At 48.3% G+C, this 21,945-nt stretch carries 19 protein-coding genes; 11 read left to right on the forward strand and 8 right to left on the reverse strand.

The genetic code is table 11. The features are described from left to right. Positions 1–70: 70 nt before the first annotated feature. The 7 genes from RN22_RS04735 to RN22_RS04765 form a co-directional block, all read right to left on the reverse strand. A complete protein-coding gene (locus RN22_RS04735; RefSeq protein WP_046303330.1) occupies positions 71–1,258 on the reverse strand; it encodes an NnrS family protein in 1,188 nt (395 codons plus the stop codon). Positions 1,259–1,413: 155 nt separating this feature from the next. Then, a complete protein-coding gene (locus RN22_RS04740; protein ID WP_046303310.1) occupies positions 1,414–2,355 on the reverse strand; it encodes an ABC transporter permease in 942 nt (313 codons plus the stop codon). A 2-nt stretch (positions 2,356–2,357) separates the two neighbouring features. Next, positions 2,358–3,320: an ABC transporter permease gene (locus RN22_RS04745; RefSeq protein WP_046303311.1), complete on the reverse strand. Its 963-nt coding sequence runs from the start codon at positions 3,318–3,320 to the stop codon at positions 2,358–2,360. Next, positions 3,317–4,333: an ABC transporter ATP-binding protein gene (locus RN22_RS04750; protein ID WP_046303312.1), complete on the reverse strand. Its 1,017-nt coding sequence runs from the start codon at positions 4,331–4,333 to the stop codon at positions 3,317–3,319. Before RN22_RS04750 ends, RN22_RS04745 begins: the two co-directional genes overlap by 4 nt. Positions 4,334–4,343: 10 nt before the next feature. Further along, entirely contained in the window at positions 4,344–5,291 is a 948-nt protein-coding gene (locus RN22_RS04755) for an ABC transporter ATP-binding protein (protein ID WP_046303313.1), read from the reverse strand. 8 nt (positions 5,292–5,299) lie between these two features. Continuing rightward, the gene (locus RN22_RS04760) at positions 5,300–6,958 is read right to left on the reverse strand and encodes a peptide ABC transporter substrate-binding protein (protein ID WP_046303314.1); all 1,659 of its coding nucleotides are present in this window, start codon (positions 6,956–6,958) and stop codon (positions 5,300–5,302) included. A gap of 614 nt (positions 6,959–7,572) precedes the next feature. Continuing rightward, positions 7,573–8,421 (reverse strand): TauD/TfdA family dioxygenase, encoded by an 849-nt coding sequence (locus RN22_RS04765; protein ID WP_197076252.1) that lies wholly within the window; start codon positions 8,419–8,421, stop codon positions 7,573–7,575. A 298-nt stretch (positions 8,422–8,719) separates the two neighbouring features. Between RN22_RS04765 and RN22_RS04770 the strand changes: the two genes are divergently transcribed. The 9 genes from RN22_RS04770 to purT all read left to right on the forward strand — a co-directional run bounded on the left by RN22_RS04770 (position 8,720) and on the right by purT (position 18,809). Continuing rightward, on the forward strand, positions 8,720–10,030 hold the full coding sequence (locus RN22_RS04770) for a sensor domain-containing diguanylate cyclase (protein ID WP_231590846.1): 1,311 nt from the start codon (positions 8,720–8,722) through the stop codon (positions 10,028–10,030). Further along, entirely contained in the window at positions 10,027–12,090 is a 2,064-nt protein-coding gene (locus RN22_RS04775; protein WP_046303317.1) for an EAL domain-containing protein, read from the forward strand. Before RN22_RS04770 ends, RN22_RS04775 begins: the two co-directional genes overlap by 4 nt. A 108-nt stretch (positions 12,091–12,198) precedes the next feature. Then, positions 12,199–13,623, forward strand: a complete 1,425-nt coding sequence (gene sbcB / locus RN22_RS04780; protein ID WP_046303318.1) for an exodeoxyribonuclease I — start codon at positions 12,199–12,201, stop codon at positions 13,621–13,623. A gap of 121 nt (positions 13,624–13,744) precedes the next feature. Then, the gene (locus RN22_RS04785; protein ID WP_156168168.1) at positions 13,745–14,254 is read left to right on the forward strand and encodes a hypothetical protein; all 510 of its coding nucleotides are present in this window, start codon (positions 13,745–13,747) and stop codon (positions 14,252–14,254) included. Between the two features lie 131 nt (positions 14,255–14,385). Continuing rightward, positions 14,386–14,730 (forward strand): CidA/LrgA family protein, encoded by a 345-nt coding sequence (locus RN22_RS04790; RefSeq protein WP_002540550.1) that lies wholly within the window; start codon positions 14,386–14,388, stop codon positions 14,728–14,730. A 3-nt stretch (positions 14,731–14,733) separates the two neighbouring features. Further along, positions 14,734–15,423, forward strand: a complete 690-nt coding sequence (locus tag RN22_RS04795; protein ID WP_046303320.1) for an LrgB family protein — start codon at positions 14,734–14,736, stop codon at positions 15,421–15,423. A 149-nt stretch (positions 15,424–15,572) separates the two neighbouring features. Continuing rightward, the gene (cdd, locus tag RN22_RS04800) at positions 15,573–16,460 is read left to right on the forward strand and encodes a cytidine deaminase (RefSeq protein WP_046303321.1); all 888 of its coding nucleotides are present in this window, start codon (positions 15,573–15,575) and stop codon (positions 16,458–16,460) included. Positions 16,461–16,581: 121 nt separating this feature from the next. Then, complete coding sequence (locus RN22_RS04805; RefSeq protein ID WP_082111360.1) at positions 16,582–17,466, forward strand: DMT family transporter; 885 nt, start codon at positions 16,582–16,584, stop codon at positions 17,464–17,466. 167 nt (positions 17,467–17,633) lie between these two features. After that, the gene (purT, locus tag RN22_RS04810; RefSeq protein WP_046303322.1) at positions 17,634–18,809 is read left to right on the forward strand and encodes a formate-dependent phosphoribosylglycinamide formyltransferase; all 1,176 of its coding nucleotides are present in this window, start codon (positions 17,634–17,636) and stop codon (positions 18,807–18,809) included. A gap of 65 nt (positions 18,810–18,874) precedes the next feature. Here purT and RN22_RS04815 read toward each other — a convergent pair whose 3' ends face one another. Further along, positions 18,875–19,513, reverse strand: coding sequence for a thiopurine S-methyltransferase (locus RN22_RS04815; RefSeq protein ID WP_046303323.1), 639 nt, complete (start codon positions 19,511–19,513; stop codon positions 18,875–18,877). A gap of 197 nt (positions 19,514–19,710) precedes the next feature. On the opposite strand from RN22_RS04815, the gene RN22_RS04820 reads away from it, so the two are divergent. Together RN22_RS04820 and RN22_RS04825 are read left to right on the forward strand one after the other, a co-directional pair. Further along, positions 19,711–20,229, forward strand: coding sequence for a hypothetical protein (locus tag RN22_RS04820; RefSeq protein ID WP_231590847.1), 519 nt, complete (start codon positions 19,711–19,713; stop codon positions 20,227–20,229). Positions 20,230–20,436: 207 nt separating this feature from the next. Beyond that, on the forward strand, positions 20,437–21,846 hold the full coding sequence (locus RN22_RS04825; RefSeq protein WP_046303325.1) for a basic amino acid/polyamine antiporter: 1,410 nt from the start codon (positions 20,437–20,439) through the stop codon (positions 21,844–21,846). Positions 21,847–21,945 lie beyond the last annotated feature (99 nt).

A 21,945-nucleotide genomic window follows, 5' to 3' on the forward strand; every position in this document is an offset into this window, starting at 1 on the left:
ACATTTAAGTATGCGTGAGTTATGGGAAATTGCCGTGCCAGACAGCGCATTTTTATGTTGGACAGTTAAATCAACCGGGGTGGCCGTCCGTTCTTGCTTTTATCAGCATTGGGCCAAAAATAACCGCAAAGGCGACAAATGATAGCGACCATCCCACCGCTGCAATCACTATCCAAGTACTCAAATACTCAGGCCAAATCGCAGGCCCAATTACTCGGATAAGGGTAGCGAATGCGAGGGAAAGAAATGCAAAAGCAAACGGCGGGCCTTGATAAATTGCACGCCCGGTGTGCCCCATCGTCACTCTGGCAATCATCGCGAGAATAACGCCGGCTAAAGTACCCATAGCCAGTAGGTGGATCAAAGTATGAGATACCCAAGGGCTGCTGGTTGCCATTGCTTTGGCAAACAGTCCCAACGGCAAAGCAAGATAAAACAGGTGCAATGACCAAACCAGAGGCTCACTCATTGACTTAACACCACCCCAGCGAAAGAGACGAATCAGTTGTGCACTGCCCGCTACCAGCAGTAAAGCCAAAGTGACTGTCGAACCCACCAAGGGAAAGAAGCTCAGAATCGCCAGTAAGATCAGCGGGAGATTCGCAGCGACATCAAGCCACAGTAAGGCTTTTGGTGCTTCAAACTGAAAACGTTTTGCGGTGAAGAATGGAATCACTCTGCCGCCCATGATGGATATAAGCAGCATGAACCACCAAATCATCACCTGCCACAGTGCATTAGAGGAAAATGGCGGCATTCCCTTCACCGTGGCATAGCTGGCGAAATTAGCAATAAGTGCAACGGTGAGCATTGGAATGAAAAACAAATTCCTCCAACGTTTCGTTTTCACCACCCGCATCCCCACTTCCCAGCCAACGGCCAGTAAAAATGCACCATCAATCAGAGCAATCACCGCCAGTGGTGTGTCAGTCCAGAATAAAACCCGTGGTAATAACCAGAGGATCACAATGATTGCAAGTTTCCAACCTGATGTTCCCTTCACACCTGTCCATGTCTGAACAGCAGTCAAAAGGAAACCTGCCACCACCGCTATAGCAAATCCAAACAACATTTCATGAGCATGCCACCAGAGAGGTGGGACACTGAGTGACGTCGATACGCCAGTGGAGAAAATCCAACTCCAGACGGTCACAGTAAACACGGCATAGACGGAAGCCAATAGGAAAAATGGCCTGAAGCCTAATCGTAGAACCGGTGGAATACGTTCTTCCTTTGCCTTATCGACAATGTTGATCATCATGGAAATGTCTCTCCAAACTCTTTAAGTTGCATTTATTATACACCTTAAAGAGGTGCAGGAAAGTCAGCCAATTTAATATTTGATTATCAGTGCTTTTAAAAAAAAAAGAAAAAGCCGGCGATTGCCGGCTTTGAATAGGTTTTCGGGCTAAATTAGCTTCCCGATTTCGGATCCAACGCATCTTGCAGTGCATCACCGAGGAAGTTAAACGCCATAACGGTGATCAAGATGGCAACACCCGGATAGATAGCCAGACCTGGCGACTGCCAAATCACTTCCTGTGCATTCTGCAGCATGTTACCCCATGATGGCATTGGCGGTTGAATACCCAGGCCAAGGAATGACAGTGCACTTTCAAGCAGGATTACGCCACCCAGTGCCATGGTAGTCGCAATGATGACCGGCGAAAGCACATTCGGCAGTACGTGACGACGAATGATGCGCCAAGGTGAAGCGCCATAGCCAATTGCCGCTTTTACGTAGTCACGCTCACGCACAGACAAGGTACCTGAACGCACCAGACGTGCAGTAGTTGGCCAACCAAACAGCGCAACAATCACAATGATACGGATGAAGCTTGCATTCTCGCCTTGTGCCCAGCTATCAGGCAGTCCCAGTTTGCTCAGGTCTACCGCTGCCAAAACAATCATCAGTGGCAATGTAGGCAGTGACAAAGTGAAATCTGCAATACGCATCAGTATTGAGTCCAATTTGCCACCGAAGTAACCCGCAAATACCCCAATCAAGGTGCCAAGTATCGCAGTCGCCAGCGCAGCGACTGCACCAACTGCCAGCGAGACCTGACCACCGTAAAGCAAACGCAGGAATACGTCACGGCCCAGTTCGTCAGCCCCTAACCAGTGCGTGCTGCTCGCCGGTTCAAAGCGGGCAAAGAAGTCCACTTCAAACGGGTCATGCCCAAACCACGCCGCCAGTAATGGCGCACTGAAACACAAGATAGTCAGCAAAACGATGAATACCGCACTCACCAGTCCCGCTTTGTGCTGACAGAATCGTTGCCATACAAGAACCCACGGTGAGGATGCCTTACGTTTTGGTGCTGCAGGAGCAGCGTTAGTCACTTGTTGTGTCATGCTTATGCTCCTTTGGTCAGACTGATACGTGGGTCAAGCTTGGCATAGGCAATATCTGCCAACAGGTTGCCAAGCAATGCTGTGAAGGTAATCACCATCAAACCGAGCAATGCTAGGTTGTAGTCGTTACCCATGATGGCGTCAAAAATCAATTTACCCATGCCTGGCCATGCAAACACGGTTTCCGTGATCAGTGCACCTGAAAGCAGGAAGCCGATATCCAAAGCAATGATGGTGACCAAAGGGATCATCGCGTTACGCAAAGCGTGCTTCCAGATAACGCGGGTCTTCGATGCGCCTTTGGCAATCGCTGTACGAATATAATCCTGGCGCATCACTTCCAGCATGGTGCCACGCACATAACGGGAATGGCTCGCGACATTCAGCACCGTCAGCGAAATCACTGGCAAAATCAGGTGCTTGGCTTGAATCCAAAAACCACCGCCTTCCGCTTCACCCGTACCACCAGCAGGTAACCAACCCAACGTCACAGAGAACACCAGAATCAGCATCAGTGCCAACCAGAACGCCGGCGTAGAGAAACCGACGAAAGCACCAAAGCTAATCACATAGTCAGCCCAAGAACGGTGTTTCAGCGCGGCAATCACACCAACTGGAATCGCAATCAGCAATGACAGCAGAGTGGCGATACCCACCAGCTTAACGGTGTTCCAAACTGCAGGAATGAGCACGTCTTCCGCTGGCTTGTAGTACAAGCGTGAATAACCGAAGTCACCCTGTAACGCCGCTATCAGCCAGTTGCCATAACGTTCGATCAGCGGTTTATCTAATCCCTGTAGCGCTTTCAGACGCGCAATGTCTTCCGCGGTCATGTTTGGATCGGATGTCGCCATCAAATCGATTGGGTCACCCGGCATCAGACCAATCAAGGCATAAGAAACGAACGAAACGAGGAGCAGAACAAACAGACTCTGCAGCACCCGGCTTATCAAAAATTGCGTCATACCGTGGCCTCCTCAGATTCCATCTTTTTTACTTCGATCACTTCACCTGGATAGTGACAGGCAACCATGTGCTTGCTGTCGTCTTCATAGACAGAAGCAACCGGAATTTCCGTCTTACACTTCTCTGTTGCTTTTGCGCAACGAGGATGGAAAGTACAACCACTTGGAGGATCGATAGGACTCGGCACGTCACCTTGAAGCGCCAGACCACGTTTACGTTTGCCCTTCCCTACCTCAGGAACTGCAGCAAGCAGTGCCTGGCTGTATGGATGAGCTGGTTTCGAGAAGAATGCGTCGCGCGGCGCTTGCTCAACCACCTGACCGAGGTACATCACCACAATGGTGTCGGCAAGATAATCAACCACCGCCATGTCATGGCTGATGAAGAAGAAAGAAAGGTTACGTTCGCGCTGAAGTTCGGCAAACAGGTTCAAAACCTGGCTTTGCACCGACACATCAAGCGCAGACAGAGGTTCATCGGCAATGATCAGTTTAGGATCGAGCACCAGAGCACGGGCGATACAGATACGTTGACGCTGACCACCTGAAAATTCATGTGGGTAACGGTCAAGCGCGTCTTCGCTCAGGCCAACGGCTTTCAATGCCTCAATCACTTTGGCTTTGCGCGACGCTTTGTCGCCCACGTTGTAGACTTCGAGTGGTTCGCCTACCAGCTCAGATATAGGCAATCTTGGGTTAAGCGCGGAATACGGGTCCTGGAAAACCAATCCCAGTTTTCTGCGAAGGTCTTTAAGCGCTTGCCCTTTTAATCCGGCCGTTTGGATGCCATCGATTTCAACGCCACCTTCAACCGGTGATTCCAGCAGAGCGACCATTCTGCCGAGTGTTGATTTGCCGCACCCTGATTCCCCTACAATGGCGAGCGTCTCCCCTTTATTCAGGGAAAGTGAAATTTTGTTTACCGCTCGCAATTCTTGCGCAGGTTTCCCAAGCCAGCCTTTCTTGCCAATGGGATAGCGCTGACAGACGTTGTCTAGTTTTAATAATGTCATAGGTCCGTCCTTAGATATGGTGGCAGGCCACGGTGTGCACCGCGTTCAGCTCCACCTCTTCCGGCATGGTTGCTACACAGGTTGGCGTTGCTTTTCCGCAACGATCTGCAAAAGGACAACCCTGTCCACGTTGATCAAGTGGTGGAACAGCGCCTGGAATGGCAGGTAGAACGTCACGTGCGCCGCCAATTCTTGGAAGTGTTGCCAAAAGTCCTTGAGTGTATGGGTGTTGAGGGTTAGCAAAGAGCTCTTCTGCCGTTGCCTGCTCTACAATACGACCGGCGTACATCACGATAACCCGTTCAGCCAGTTGCGAAACCACACCCAAGTTATGGCTGATAAATTGAACCGCCGTCCCTGTGGTATCACGAAGTTCTTCCAGCAAATCAAGAACCTGAGCCTGAACCGTCACGTCGAGCGCGGTTGTCGGTTCGTCGGCAATAATCAGTTCCGGCTCACATGCCAGTGCCATGGCAATCATAACGCGCTGTCGCATCCCACCGGAGAGTTCATGTGGGTAGGCTTTTGCACGTCGAACCGGATCAGGAATATGTACCTTTTCCAGCATTTCAATAGCGCGCTCTTGCGCTTCAACTTTGTTGCTACCACGATGCAATTCGAACATTTCAGCGATCTGATCACCGACGGTTACAACCGGGTTCAATGCAGTCATTGGCTCCTGGAAAATCATGGCAATACCTTCACCACGGACCTGCTGCCAATCTGCTTCTTTGTTTGCTAGCAAATTTTCGCCGTTAAATACCACCTGGCCACTGGCTTTCATCACCTTCGGTTGCAGGCCCATCAGGGTAAGGGCGGCAAGACTCTTGCCGCACCCTGATTCACCGACGACACCAAGTATCTCGCCTTTCTTAATGTGGAAGCTGATATCGTTCACCGCTGGGTAGCCTTTAAAGGCCACCCGCAGTTGACGAACATCCAGTATCGTCTGATCCATAAAAGCTCCTACTTCTTGGTGCTGTACCACTCTTCAACCCAGTTCGACGACGCGAACATATGGCCTGTAGGTGTGACACCTTCCAGCCATTTCGGCATCACAAAGCTGTCAGAGCGGAAGTATAGTGGTAGCGCTGGGAGATCTTCAGCATAGATGTTTTGGATGTCACGAAAGATGGATTCGCGCTTCTTATCATCCAACTCTGCCTCTACTTTTTCCAGCAACGCATCCATTTCAGGGTTTTTGTAGCCAATATAGTTCTGACCTGACCAGCTGTTTGCTTCAGTTGGAATACTGTTTGAGTGAAGCGTAGTGCGCGGTGGGTTCTCCGGGGCGGAGTACCAAGCAAACATCGCCAGACCTTTATGTTTACGCTGAGTCAGGGTTTCACCAAAGTAAACGCGGGCTGGTTGGTTCACGATCGACACCTTTACGCCAATCTGCTTCCACTGAGATTGCAGTACCTGCTGAACCAGTTCACGGGTTTTATTGCCTGCAGTGGTCATCAGTTCCAGGTGTAACTCATTACCTTCGCCATCAACCATCACACCATTTTTCAGTGTATAGCCTGCTTGGTTCAGAAGCTCTTTTGCTTTATTAGGGTTGTATTCATACTGCTTAACGTCTTCGCTGTAGCCGAAGTCACGTGGGCTAGTGTTTGTGTGAGCAATAGGTTGTTTGCCCATGAACAGTTTATCAACCAACTGCTGACGGTTCGCACCATACATCAGTGCTTGGCGCACTTCTTTCTTGGCAAGGTGCGGGTTGTCCATGGTGGTATCCAAATGCTCGTAAAGCAGACCAGGCTCGAAGTGGAACTTAAATTTGTCTCCTTGACGCTTTTCAAGCTGCAGAGCTTGGTCGAGGCTCAAACCCAATTCACCCGGGATGTAGTCAACCGAACCAGACAGTAGATGCGCTTCTAAAGCTGATGTGTTTTCTACCGTCTTAAAGATAATTTCATCAAATGCCGGAGATTTACCTTTCCAGTGAGGGTTACGTACAACAGTAATAAAGCTGCCAGCACTTACTTTGCTCAGCACGTATGGGCCGTAGAACAAGCCTGGGTTGGTTGGCTCTGTGGCGTATTTAGTTGTCTTGCTATAGCTAGATGGGTCTGCGCGATAGATTTCTCCTTCGATATGCGCAGGCATTGGATCAGGGAAGTAGTCAGTGCGGTATTTGAATGAAACCTTGTTAAGGTATACTTCAAAGGTCTTATCATCCAACGCAACAAACTTTTCCATCGTTTGCGCTTCTTGCAGCCCTGGGTTACCTACACGCTCGTCACGTTCAATTTCCCAACCCAACTGCAAGTCTTTTGAGGTGACTGGTGTGCCATCGCCCCAGAAGAGGTCATCTTTGATAGAAACAGTCAGTTTGATTCCATCAGAACCGTCTTCTCGCGAGTAACGCTCTGCAAGTCCATTTTCAAAAGTTGGGATTTCAACACACACGTTACAGTATGGCTGCCAATCTTTGCCGTAAATGACACTGTGACGCCAAGCTGTAGACAAAATGTAAGATGCTGCAGAATTAGACACTAAAACTGGGTGCAAGCCTTCAGGGTACTGAGACATGCCAATTTTCAGTGTTTCGGCGTTTGCTGATGCTGCAGAAAGTGCCAGTGGCGCTGCCATCGCCATGGCGAGGATTGTTTTTTTCATATTATCGGTTCCTTCATGAACAAGAGGGGCAAATCCGTTACCCAAAACCTATGCGCAAAACAGGCGGTCTTGTTAGGCCCCAAACCAGATGCAGAGAAAAGTTGCGCATATTCCCGCAATGTTAAACATATGTTTCACTACATGTCGACTCCATACTGCCTGCAATTCATTCAAATGGAACTCGTTACTCACAGAAATATCTGCCTGCATCGCATTTCACTGTTTTTAACATTTTAAAATTATTTAAATCAGACAGTTACTGGCTAGAAAGCAACACTCAAAAAGCATTGATAATCAAAATAAGTGCGCATATATTCATTTTTACTTTTGAGACGGCGGTGTAAAGGTAACTAAGTGTGCTTATAAGCAATTAAACACTCAGTTTTAAAGCGGCGTTGTGCGGAATGAGCTAGCTTGGTGGGTTTTTGGCCAACAGAATACTTAGGCCAAAAATCAGCGTTTAAGTAAAAACCTTGATTTTTGATAAAGCTCTTCAAATTACCAGCTTAACAGAGCTTATAACTACCTAGCGAGCTAAAGGCAGCTACACATATTGAGTTATGTGTTAATAGACTTCCAGATAGGAGAATTTTCGCGAGTTGTATTTAAAACACCTACCGATACAGCTCGAAAGGCTCAAGTGGGGTTCCTTTCACTACAACTCTGTGTAACTTCCTTGGTTTGTCACCGTAGTCAGTCACTGCAAAATGCTGGGTGCAGCGATTATCCCAAATAGCGACACTTCCTGTTTCCCAGCGAAACCTTACCTGAAGCGATGCATTATGGGCGTAATCAAATAACCTATCTAACGTTATCCCCTCTTCCTCAATACAAGGATCGTCGAGCCGCCGGGTAAACTGCTCATTGATATAAAGGGTTGGATGACCAGTTTCCGGGTGCTTAGCAACAACAGGATGTTTCACCGCCACCATGCCTTTCGAAATGCCGTCGACACGGCTCTCCCCATCACTGTTCACATCGTCAAAGCGGCTACCCGCAAAGCCGTGAACCGCATGGATGGCTGTTTTACCAACCAGCTTTTGCTTTAAGGGTTCGGGCAAGGACGCATAAACCGCTTCCATCGAGACCCAAATAGTATCCCCGCCTTTATCCGGTAAATGTTGAGCACTAAGCACCGAGCATTTTGGCGGTGCAGATTGCCAGGTCATGTCTGTATGCCAATAGCTTATACCTGGCGGATTGCCGGGCGTCGTTTCAATTTCACTGACTTGAGGGTGTGTTGATACATGAGGGAAGAAAGGATGTGGCTCTTCCAACTCACCAAATCTGTCAGCAAGTTTAAGTTGAGCTTCGGGGGAAAGAAACTGGTCGCGGAAGAAAATGACTTTGTATGTTAAGAAAGCCTGATAAATCTCTGCAAACGTCTGCTCATCGCAATTTGCCAGATCTACACCAGAAATTTCGGCACCGATGTTTGGATTACAAGGTGTTACTTCCACGATTGATTGTTCCTTACTTTAAGTGAACGCTAATTTTCCTGACATCACACAGGCCTTAATTCATCTCCATGTTGTTTATACTCAAACAACCTTATAAATGACCTTTCATAAACCCATTTGATTTCATTTCATTAGTTACATATAGACACCATCTCAACACACACAAGATCAACAATCGAATTTACTCATAATTCCAATAAAATTTCCTCGTTGATCAAACGGATAAAAAGTTTACACTCGCCGAAAAATCATACCCAGATCACATTTACAAGCGATTTCACTCCCGATGACAACAAATGTAATGGCAAAGAAAATTCGCCGCTCGATGAAGCAGTTATATCTCATGCCATTCGTCAAATTGTGCTTACTGATGCTATTAGTGCTTTCTACTGGCTATCAGCTTTACAACATGGCGCATTCGAAACAGCTGATTGAAAAGCTGGATGATGATTATCGCCGCCTGTTTACTACCATCCGTCGCTTTGGTTCTTTTTATAACAATTCACCGTCGCTCACCATGCACAACGGTGTGCACAAGTTTGGCGACATCAGTGTGGTCGTGCGTCAGGACAACACTCAGGTCAAACACTTGTCTGATGGGCTAGACAAACTTAACAACAGGTTAGATACCTGTGCGCCGGATTCTGTCTGGTCTATTGCCGTCTTAGATGTGCCCAGCCGTTATGGTGTGTTTTACCCATTGCGCCCAGGTTATCTTGCGTCGTTCGACACCTATGCGCCAAGTGACCGAATTAATGCCATGGTTGAGCGCGAACGCCTGAACAATACATATCGTGAGTTCTATGGCTGCATTACGCGAATGACGGAAGCGTATGTGGAGAGTGAAACCCACCAGCGTATTCGTACTATCTATTACCCGATCCACAATAATCAGGCTCTGAATGCCATTGTCGCCGTAGATATCAAGGAAAGCCGCACACAAGACATTGTTGATGCCTACAACAAAGAGCACAACACCGTTCTGAACATAGATGGCCTAAACAATATCTACTCCGAGAAAGGAAAACTCCCTTGTGCAAATGATGGACCTTACCAGGTTGGATTCCACTACCTTGATGTATTGAAAGCAAGCCTGGCGCCGTCCTTTCTGCTGGCGACTTTGCTGCATCTTGCGTTTCACTCTTTTCGTCGTCGTGATCATTCCATTAAGCGCGATGAAATGACGGGGTTGTTCAGGCGAGATTTTTATGAGCCGCGATTCAACCGCATGAACCGCTTTGCCATGTTGGTGATAGACATCGATCATTTTAAGCAGATTAATGATGAACACGGGCATCAAACTGGTGACGAAGTGATCAAAGCCTGTGCCAGCATACTCTCTTCACACATCCGCTCAGAAGACGTGGCTGTGCGCTGGGGTGGCGAAGAGTTTATTGTCATGTTCAAAGGCATACAGCGCAACGCGTTGTTTGATAAGGCAGAGCAAATCAGGCAAGCCATTGCAGGGAAAAAGATAATGGGATTGTCCGTCACCGTCTCTATCGGTGGTCACGTTGCTACTAACACAACCTTTTCACAAGCATACAAAGCCGCGGATGCCGCTTTATATCATTCAAAACACCGCGGCCGTAATAAGGTAACTCTGGCGTGAAAGACATTCTCACTCATCATAAAACCTCCCTGAGAAATGACATATTTTTAGGGTTGTTCTCCTTCGCACTGGTGCTTTTCAGTACCCAACTGGGTTGGTACCCGATGGGCGGCTGGGTTGGTGCGCAGCTCTTCTCTGTTACATCCGGAGCCATGGTGGCCGTTTGCTACATGTATGGTAGAGCCGGCGTCGCAGGCCAGTTTTTCGCGTTGATGGCTTTCTATACCTTTTTAAACCCAATCCCTTCAGGGGTGGGATACATGTACACCCTGTTCATGACGGTTACCCTCTACATTTCTGTCGTTGCCTTTGAGCGTCTGCGAGAGCACCCACATTCTGTGCGCGTCGCTTTCTGTTTCTACGTGTTTGTCGCGCCAAGTGTTGGCGCATTAACACTCGCTGTCTTAGCGCCTAACAACTACGATCTTGATGCCGCATTAAACCTTTACCTGACTGATTCCATCGCGATATTGATCACTGCTCCAATCATTGCTTTGGCACTGTATGGCATTAAAAACCCAAGTAGCGTGAGAGACTACTTCACGTCTTTTTTGACACTGTCCAAAGTAGATTGGCTATACAAAGTCGTCTTGGTCGCGGGTATCCTTCTGGTGCTCAATTACACAGACACCAATTCAAGTGCCCCTTACCTTACCTACTTGTTGTTAGCGCCACTCGTGACGCTAGCAGTCTTCAATTTTTCGGAGCTGGCACAGACGCTGATCATGATTATCGGCTTTGGCATGATTTTCCATGCTGATGCTTATGACGATATACATACGCTGAATACGCGCCTTTCCTTGTTCTTTATGTTCTCGCTGATCATATACATCATGCTTGAATACAAACGCTCATTGCGTCTCGAAATAGAAAGCAACCTCAAAAGCCTCTACTTCGATAAGCAAAGTCACTTTGGCTCTTACCAGCGTTTAGATGCCGATTCGGCAACAAAGGAAAACTTTGTCGTTGCTGCTATCGATCTGCGCCCGGTATTCAAGTATCCGCTGGAAAAACGAGACAGGATCTTGCGCCAGATCTCCCGATTCTTTCAGCAACACACCACACTCTACGATCAAAGCTACATGCTCTATGACGTCTCAGCGCTCGTCATTCTGACCAATAGCTCAGAAAATGCCATGGCGGAGTTAAATGCTATCCCAGCGAAGCTGGATGATTATCTGGACCAACGCCAGATCAGTTTTTACCCCGACAAGGTTTATTACTGCAGCTGCAGAAAAGGGATTCGCATCAAGCAAGCCGTCAACCGACTCAACGTCAACATGCGTCTTGGCGACAAAGGCACGCCGGGATCTGTGGTGAATTGCGATGACACCTCGCTTGATGATTACATCGCGATGTTGGAAGAGTTAGATCTCTGTGAAGTACAGATCCTGCGTCAGAACTACCTCAACATCGCCACGCCAGATAAAGCGTGTTTCGAGCTGCTGAGTCGTTTCTCTTTCGATGGCAAAGTGCTGAATACCGCCACCGTGTTCCACTGCGCGCAAAAATTGGGATACCTCGAGCAACTGGAGCACAAAATCGTGATGCGCCAACTGGACTACCTCAGTAAACTGGCACCCGAAAGCTTTGACTATGGCTCTGTTAATCTGACACCCGACTATCTAAGCGATGCTATTGCTGTGTCCGAGTTGATTGACTGGGTAACCTCAAACGGCATGCCTGCAGACAAAATAAACATCGAGATTGTGGAGTCTGGGTCGATCGATAACCCTGATTTGTTGCTAGAAAACCTGAAGTGGCTAAAGTCTCAGGGGTTCCGTCTGGCATTGGATGATTTTGGTGCAGGTCATGCCACCTACAACCAGCTGTTAACCATGCCCGTGGACACCGTAAAGATTGATGGTTCTCTTGTGCGAAACTGCATCACAGACCCCATTAAACGCACCATCATTGAAGACCTGCGTTCAATTGCTGACACATTAAAAATGAGCATTGTGGCGGAGTGCGTAGAAACAGAAGAGGAAGCGGAATACCTCAAAAAACTGGGTATCGATTACCTGCAGGGCTATCTCGTACACAAACCCATGCCAGTGTAATTTCTCAGTTTCAGGCCCCTTTTGGGGCCTGATATTCGCTGGACACACAAGATTTCTCGGATAATTTGCGGTAACATCCTCTGGTCTATCAAACCCTTGGATAACACCGTGACACAAGCCAACGAACCTACCTTTTTCTTCTTCGATTACGAAACCTTTGGAACCAGCCCTGCCCTTGATCGCCCGTGCCAGTTTGCCGGCATCAGAACAGACAAAGACTTCAACATCATTGGAGAGCCGTTGGTCATTTACTGTCAGCCACCCAATGATTATCTGCCACAGCCGGAAGCATGCCTGATCACAGGTATTACGCCGCAAACTGCTGTCACCCGCGGGCTGCCAGAGCCAGAATTTATTGCCAAGATCCACGAACAATTGTCCGTACCCGGCACCTGCGCTGTGGGTTACAACAACATCCGGTTTGACGATGAGGTGACGCGCTACACGCTGTACCGCAACTTTTTCGACCCTTATGGGTGGAGCTGGCAGAACGGCAATTCAAGATGGGATCTTTTGGATGCCATGCGCGCCGCTTATGCGCTGCGTCCTGAGGGCATTGAGTGGCCAATAAACAGTGAAGGGAAGATCAGCTTCAAACTGGAACACCTATCAGTAGAAAATGGCATCGAACACAGCAATGCGCATGATGCGATGGCCGATGTTCATGCCACCATTGAAATGGCGAAAAAGCTGAAAACGTCGCAACCACGTCTGTTTGATTACCTCTATACATACCGAAATAAAAACAAGCTGACACCGCTGATTGATGTGGTTTCCATGAAACCATTGGTGCACGTTTCTGGCATGTTCGGTACGGAGCGCAGTAACACCAGCTGGGTAGTGCCTGTTGCATGGCACCCTGAAAACAAAAACGCAGTCATTGCTGTCGATTTAGCACGTGATCCTTCGCCATTATTCGATTTGGATACCGATGCCCTTCGTGAACGCCTGTACAGTAAACATGCTGATTTGGCTCCGGACGAGTTACCTGCACCTATCAAACTCATTCACATCAACAAATGTCCTGTGCTTGCTGAAGCTAAAACCCTGCGCCCGGAAGATGCGGTCCGACTGGGTATTGACCGCCAACAGTGTCTGGATAATCTGAAAAAGCTCCAAGCCAATCCCTCTGTCCGTGAAAAGCTTGTCGCACTTTATGCCGAGAAGCCGGAATATCAATCGTCCGGCAATGTCGATGCCGCGCTTTATGACGGCTTCTTCTCACCATCTGACCGCTCTACCATGGATATCATCCGCCAGACCAAACCGGAAAATCTGGCGGCTCTGGATATACAGGTTTCAGATAAGCGCATCAAGCCACTGCTTTTCCGCTATCGAGCACGAAACTATCCCGCTACATTAAGTGATAGCGAGCAGAAAAAATGGCACATGCATCGTCGCGACTATTTCGAGGCTGAGTTACCTGCTTATATGGCAAATTTGGAAGCACTGGCTGAAGCCAATCAAAGTGACGATAAAAAATTTAAGATTCTTAAATCCGTTTATCACTATGTCGAGTCACTGGTATCTTAGGCTCTCGACCTAGATCAATTGTTTACCGTGTGATGTTCGCTTTACGCACCTGTATTTTTAGGTGCGTTTCATTTGAAATTCTGTGATTTGAGTCCACACTTTTCTTATAAGAGATTGCCGTGTGGGAAATGAGATGGTCACCAAGGTCAACAGTCGCTGCTACCGATTTTCAGATGTAGATTTCGAACCTGAGAGCCGTTCTCTGTATTGGCGTGACAGCACAGTCACTACCCTGACCTATGAAGAATGTAGACTGCTTGAAATGCTTTGCTACCATGCGGGCGAAGTACTTTCAGCGAGAGTCCTATACACGGCGACCTCTTTGCCAGACTCTTCGTTCTCCCAGCATCAAAACAGTATTTGCTCACTGCTCGCGAAATCCTATCGCCAAGGTGAAAAAGTACTTCCTCTGGATGTCGTAGGAGATCATGGTTATCGCATCGCCTTGCCACAAAAAACATATCAGCGACAAGACGAGTTACCGCCCGACCCTTCACTGCCAGACGAACTCGATATCAATCTGGAAGAGGCCATCGCGGAACCAGAACCCCATCCAAAAACCGCCCATCTTTTCCTGAGTGCTGTCACTTTTTTAGTCGCTGCAGCCGCGGGGGCCGTCTACTTCTTCTAACGTGATGACATGAAAACTAACGGCAGCTTGGACTGCCGTTTTTTTGTGTGATCTTCCTCGAATGGAACAAGGTTTCATATACGGTCTCGTAGTAGAATGTCTGTCATTCTGAACAAGCGAGACGAAAAATAGTGAACTACCTGATCGGATTTGCGTTGATCGCGCTCTACTACGCGATCGGCAGTCTTATTACGACTTTCCTGCATCTGCCTTTTCCAAGCAGCATCGTCAGTATGTTGTTACTTTTTGTCAGCCTGACCACAGGCGTGGTGCCTGGACGCTGGGTAAAAGATGCCTGCACGTTACTGATCATGGTCATGCCATTGTTTTTTATCCCCGCCAGTATGGGATTGATGGATCACTTCACTTTACTGGTTTCTGACTCCTTGCCTTTGCTAGGTGCTACAGTGTTGAGCTCGCTGATTGTATTAGTGGTGATGGCTAAACTGCTGGACAAAGATAAGGAAGAGAACTGAGCCATGTGGATTATCGCGACACTGATTGTCTATGCCATTGCCCGACAGATTGCCCTCAAGCTTCGTCATCCTGTTTTCAATCCGCTGTTGATTAGCTTGATAGTGCTCATGCCCATGGTCATTTATAGCGGTGATACCTACCAGATTTATTTTGAGCAGAACCAAATCATTAACTTCATGCTTGGCCCTGCGGTTATTGCATTGGCTTATCCGCTGTATGAGCAAATGCATGTCATCCACCGACATTGGCGAACCATTCTTATTGCCTGCACCTTAGCGAGTTGCGCTTCGATGATCTTAGGTTCACTCATTGCCGTGTGGGTAGGTGGTGACTTACAAATCGCTGCGTCTGTTTTGCCCAAATCTGTGTCAACGCCCTTTGCTTTGAGCACCGCTGAGCACATTGGTGGGATCCCTGCCGTCACAGCAGCGTTGGTAGTGGTCGCGGGATTGTTTGGCGCTTTGATTGGGTATCCATTGCTGAATGCGTTGAAGGTGAAATCTTCGCTGGCGAGAGGACTATCCATTGGTGCAGTTTCTCACGCCATTGGCACAGCAAAAGCGGCAGAGAGTAATTATCAGGAAGGTGCCATGAGTTCACTGGCCTTGGTGATTTGCGGCATCATCACCACCATTCTCGCCCCCTTTGTGTATCCGATTATTGCGTTTGTTGTTAATTACACCGCAACATGACAGGTATCAAATGAAATCGAATTCATGTGAGTTCACCCTAATTAATGAAATGGAATATTGCGTTACACATATTAAGTGATGCACATCACGTTAATTGAGCTATATTTCGCTTTAGAATACTCTCCCATAACAAGAGCATTGGAGCGAACATGCGAGCTAGCGTTCAGGAAGCAGTTGCAGCTTTACCTACTCCGTTCAAAGAAGCAGTGAACAAGATCGTTTCTGCACCAGAATTTGATGCCACAATCAGTGCCCAAGACTTTGCCGCACTGCTTGAAGAAACCGGACTTTCAGACGCCGAGGCACGCGTTGCCCTCTTGCCAGTAGCCGCCGCTTATTCGGTTGCCCCCATTTCAAAGTTCTATGTTGGTGCCATTGCACGTGGCGAATCAGGCCGCTTGTATCTGGGCGCAAACATGGAATATGAAGGTGTTCAATTGAATCAGTCTGTTCATGCTGAGCAATCAGCCATCAGTCACGCCTGGCTGAAAGGTGAAACCCGCCTGACAGATATCACCATCAATTACAGCCCGTGTGGTCATTGCCGTCAGTTCATGAACGAGTTGAGTGGTGCAGAATTGCTGCAAGTCCAATTGCCAGAGCGTGAAGCCAAGCTATTGCACAGTTATCTGCCAGAAGCATTTGGCCCGTCAGATCTCGGTGTCGACCAACCCTTGTTAGCGCCAGTTAATCACGGGTTAGCCGCAAAAGAAGACGATGAGCTGATTAAGGCTGCAGTTCAAGCCACTAACCGCAGTCATGCACCATACACCCGCAATCTGAGCGGTGTTGCGGTGCGTGATACCAAAGGTAATGTCTTCACTGGTATGTATGCTGAGAACGCTGCGTTTAACCCAAGCTTGCCTCCACTTCAGGTCGCCCTGAACTTAATGAACCTGGCTAATGCGCCTTTGACTGACATTCAGGAAGTGGTCTTGGTTGAAACCGCCAATGCCAACAACAGTCACCTGCAAGATACCCAGGCGATGTTGGAAGCGCTAAACCCTGACATTCCTTTGGGTTATCTGGCGATTTAATGCCTTTTCGAAGCACTGACGTTAAAAAACGCCGGATATTCCCGGCGTTTTTACTTTTTCCCCTTCCCATGCACAATTTTTTCGCTAGTATCGGAACACTTTTTCTCTTTCCTACACGCACATGAGCCAACAACACAACCCTATTCTTGGCGCCACATGGATGCTGACCGCCGGTGTCTGCTTCGCGATGGTGAACAGTCTCGCGCAGTATGTGAGCTTTAAAATGCAGCTGCCCTCAACAACAGTAGCATTTGTCCAATATTTCATCGCACTGGTTGTTATGCTTCCGTGGTTGAAAACCATGGGAATCCGTCAGGCCTTGAAAACCGATCACCTTGGTTTGCATTGTCTGCGAGTCTTTTTCTCGGTGATTGGTATCCAGCTCTGGCTTTGGGCTTTGGCTTATCCTGTGCCAATCTGGCAAGGCATCGCACTGCTGATGACATCACCACTATTCGCCACCATCGGCTCTGGCCTTTTCCTTGGTGAAAGAGTCGGCCCTGCACGCTGGTTTGCAACGTTGAGCGGCTTTGTGGGCGCCATGATCATATTGGAGCCTTGGTCAGATGATTTTAACTGGGCAACGCTTCTGCCGGTGGGCGCTGCTTTCTTCTGGGCAACCTACTCTCTGATGGTGAAAAAACTATCGCACTATGATTCACCAACCACCATGGTGGTTTATCTGCTGCTTCTTATCACGCCATTCAACATTTTGCTGGCAGCGCCAGAATGGACAATGCCAAGCGGTCAAACTGTATGGTTGATGCTTCTGGGCGCGGGCCTTTTGACCGCTTTAGCTCAATGGGCGATTGCCAAAGCTTACGCTGTGGCAGATGCTTCGTTCGTACAGCCTTTTGACCATGCAAAGCTGCCACTGAACGTCTTGTTTGGCTTCTTGGTATTTGGCTGGGTGCCACCAGGCCGACTCTGGCTTGGTGCTGCTATCATCATTGCTGCGGTATTCTTCATCACCCATTGGGAAACACGAAAACCGACAAACCGCTAACTGCTTTTGTAAGCCGCTCAAATTGAGCGGCTTTTTCTTATGAGGTCTTTCAAAACGTCACCCAGAACAAAAGGTTTTCAAGTGTCTCAGGATAAAAACAAACGTTTGCGCAAACGTTTGCTTAAGGTAGAATTGCGGCCAGACATTTGAATGATTGGAAGAATATCATGATTGGTACTGCTACCCGTCCTGGCGCAACCCGCGTCCTGCTTTTAGGCTCTGGTGAACTTGGCAAAGAAGTGGCAATTGAATGCCAACGACTCGGCCTCGAAGTCATTGCCTGTGACCGTTATGCTGATGCCCCCGCAATGCAAGTCGCCCATCGCAGCCATGTGATTGACATGCTGGATGGCGATGCCCTTGCGGCGGTAATTGCTCAGGAAAAGCCTGACTATGTTGTGCCAGAGATTGAAGCCATTGCCACTGACCGTCTGGTTGAGCTGGAAAAATTGGGGCTCAATGTGGTTCCTACCGCACGAGCAACACAGCTGACAATGAACCGTGAAGGTATCCGTCGTCTGGCAGCAGAAGAACTGAAGGTTCCTACTTCACCCTACGCCTTTGCAGACACGCAGGAAGCGTTTGAGCGAGCCATCGAGCAAGTTGGATTTCCGTGCGTTGTTAAGCCAGTGATGAGTTCATCGGGCAAAGGACAGAGCGTAGTGAAATCTGCCTCTGACATTCAATATGCTTGGGATTACGCCCAAGAAGGCGGACGCGCCGGCCGTGGCAAAGTCATCGTTGAAGGATTCGTTGAGTTCGATTATGAAATCACTCTGCTGACTGTTAGTGCCATCGATGACATTCATTTCTGTGCGCCAATCGGCCACCGTCAGGAAGATGGCGACTACCGTGAATCATGGCAGCCGCAGGCAATGAGTGAGAAAGCACTCCAAGCCGCTGAAGATGTTGCGCGCAAAGTGGTCACTGCGCTGGGTGGGTATGGTCTGTTTGGTGTGGAGCTTTTCATTAAAGGCGATGAAGTGATGTTCAGTGAAGTCTCCCCTCGTCCGCATGACACCGGTATGGTGACACTGATCTCTCAGGATCTTTCTGAGTTCGCCCTTCATGTCCGCGCGTTCCTGGGCTTGCCCGTAAATGCAATTCGCCAGTTCGGTCCTTCTGCTTCTGCCGTAATTCTTGCGGAAGGCACGTCGGATAACCTGAGTTTTCAGGGACTCACCGAAGCACTGCGTTACAGCGATACTCAAGTTCGCTTGTTCGGTAAGCCAGACATTAACGGCCGCCGCCGTTTAGGCGTTGCACTGGCTACTGATACCAATACAGATTCTGCAGTGAGCAAAGCCGTGAGTGTCGCTTCATCTGTTCAGGTCGATTTCTAAACGACAACAGTCACGCATAAAAAACGCCACCTCGTCAGGTGGCGTTTTTGTTTCCAGTGCGTTTACTACGATTCTATCAACCAGACTTCTTCTGCAAAGAAATCCGCGGTTTTACCTTTAGGTGGTCTATCCGCCTGCTCATCTCGGTTTAGATGAGTGATCTTATAGCCTTCAAACAACCGACTTACTTCGTCAGCATCCACACTGAAAGGAGGACCATCCATTTGCTCTTGTGGATAATGAAGTGTCACCAGCAAGATGCGGCCGCCCGGTTTAAGAAGCGACAATAGTCTTTCCGCATACTGTTGACGCAGGGATTCAGGCATAGCGATCAGCGCGGCACGATCATAAACCAGCGGATAGGTTTCTAACGGCGCAGTGAAATAGTCACCGGCATAGATAGACAGCTCATCAAATTGATACAGCTTCATTGTTGGGCTCATCGACGTGACCGTCGGTGTATAAAGGTGCTCAGAAAAAAACGCACGCACCGCAATCTCACTCAGTTCGACACCCACTACCTCATCGTGCTTGCTGGCCAGCCAGCTTAGGTCAATGGATTTGCCACACATAGGGACAAACACCGCCTCTTCACGTTGAGGGTTAAGCAAAGGCCAATACTCTACCAGAAGCGGATTGGTATCCGAGAGGTGAAAACCAATGCGGTTTTCTGCCCATCGGCTGTGCCAGAATTCCTGATCCATGTTGTTTTTCTCGTTGTTACTTTCCACACAAGGGCGACATCTTAACAGTGTCACTCAGCCGGAAAAAACCATTTCTCGAAGGCGAAAAGGATCATATTCGTGATCAACTTCGCGATATTTTCCAATTTTCTATTGTTTTTTGACTAAATTATAACTACTGTATACACATACAGTATTGGATATTCGTACAGGAAAACATGATGAAACAGTCGTTTGCGATCAACCAATCCGTTCACCACACACACATGACCCGTTCTGCTGTTCGCGAGCATTACGCCCGTCTTGCTGCTGGTGCGCGCAGCTTTCACCAGGCACATCGTTATCAAAGCAATGACGCCTCGATCTCCTGTGATTCAATTTCCTGTCATTTGGTCTCTGTGAATATCTACCAAAACAACATGAGCGAATTGGCTTACCTGCTGCGATTGGTTAAAAGCCTCGCAGAAAGTCATAAGTGGATTACCTTGATTGCGCCGCCATCCAATTTCTCTCTTTCGCTTTTTACTCAGGCTGGCATTCAACAATCTCAAATCCGTATTGCTCGTCCAACAGCAACGCACGACGCTAAAGATCTTATGTGTAAAGCGCTGGCATCAGACACCTCTGCTGCTGTGATTGGCTTTGGTGAGCTAAGCCATTTTGCTGAATCTCTATCAGGGACCGAAACCCATACACCAGGATTCGTGATTTCAGGTGTCCCTGAACAACTTCACTAACCTGTACTTCAAATCAATACGAACACTGCCTCGCGGCGCTTGGAGTCAACAGACCCTGAGTGCCGCGAAACCTTTTCAGAAGCTAGATAAATATCGCGGTTTCAACAGCATCACCAAGACGTAATTTCCCATTTCTGAACAGATTGTCACCTTACGCCGTTGCCTATACTCAGCTTTTCCGACGGTTCGAAGTAGGAATGCTAGGTTTTGAGCAATAAATTGGATTTAAAGGCACTCACTGCCCTTGTCATTGGCTCCATGATAGGTGCTGGGGTTTTCAGTCTTCCCCAAAATATGGCAGCCATTGCCAGCCCTGCTGCGGTTTCCCTTGGTTGGTTGATCACTGGCTTCGGCATGATTTGTCTGGCATTGACCTTCCAAGAACTCACATTAAGCAAACCCGATGTTCAGGGCGGCGTGTTCGGCTATGCTCAGGCTGGCTTTGGGGATTTGTGCGGTTTTTTTTCTTCATGGGGCTATTGGCTCAGTGCGGCCGTCGCCAACGTTTCCTATCTGGTGATTGTATTCAGCACTCTGGGGCTGTTCTTTGACACGCCGACGTTCAAACTGTTTGGTGACGGGAATACGTTAGTTTCCGTTGCTTTATCATCAATACTTATCTGGCTCGTACACACTTTGGTGTTACGTGGTGTTCAAACGGCTGCCATCGTTAACTATGTAACGACTATCGCCAAACTGATCCCTATTCTTGTTTTTATCATTGCCACCTTTATCGCCTTCAAATGGGACACGTTCACGTTTGACTTTACCGGCCTTAACATCGCCAATCAGCCAAGCCTATTTGATCAAATCAAACAAACCATGCTGATCACGGTGTGGGTGTTTATTGGGGTGGAAGGTGCAGTCGTTGTCTCCAGCCGGGCAAAGAACAACAAAGACGTCGGTCGAGCGACTATTCTGGGCTTACTGATTTGTCTTTTCCTGTATGTATCAGTCACATTACTTTCCATGGGTGTGATATCAACGCCAGAACTGGCGAAGCTGCAGAACCCATCAGCCGCTAAAATCCTTGAAACATTGATTGGAGATATCGGCGCGGCGATCATTGGGATCGGGCTAATTATCTCTGTCTCTGGTGCATACCTAAGCTGGACATTGCTGGCGACAGAAACACCTTACACTGCGGCAAAACTCGGCATGTTTCCCAAAGTTTTCGCTGAAACTAACCAAAATGGCACGCCCACCTATTCACTATGGCTAACAAGTTGTGCTGTTCAGTTATGCCTGATTCTGATGTTTGTCATTGGCGGCGGATATGATGATTTGCTGACCATCGCATCGGAAATGATTTTGGTGCCCTACCTACTCGTGGCAGCCTACTTAATGAAATTGTCTTTCAGTGAGCTTGATACGTACAAAGTCAAAGCCATTGCATTTCTGGCAACGATTTACGGTATCTGGCTACTTTACGCATCTGGCATTCACCATCTACTGCTTGCGACTCTGTTGTATCTGCCGGGTTTGGCCTTTTACATTCATGCCATGCGTGAAACCGGTAAAGCCGGTTTTAACGGGAGGAATAAGATCCTTTTGGTTGTGATTGTTTTCGCCAGTGCTTATGGGGTTTATTTACTGGCTGAGGGCGTCACGCTTTAGCGGGATTTGGTCGTACCCAACAAAAAAAGCGCCACCCAAGTCGGTGGCGTTTATTGTTATACCAATCACAGTAGATAGGTGATCAGAAATAGCGCAGGA

The sequence above is a fragment of the Grimontia sp. AD028 genome (assembly GCF_000973155.1).
Lineage (GTDB): Bacteria > Pseudomonadota > Gammaproteobacteria > Enterobacterales > Vibrionaceae > Enterovibrio > Enterovibrio indicus.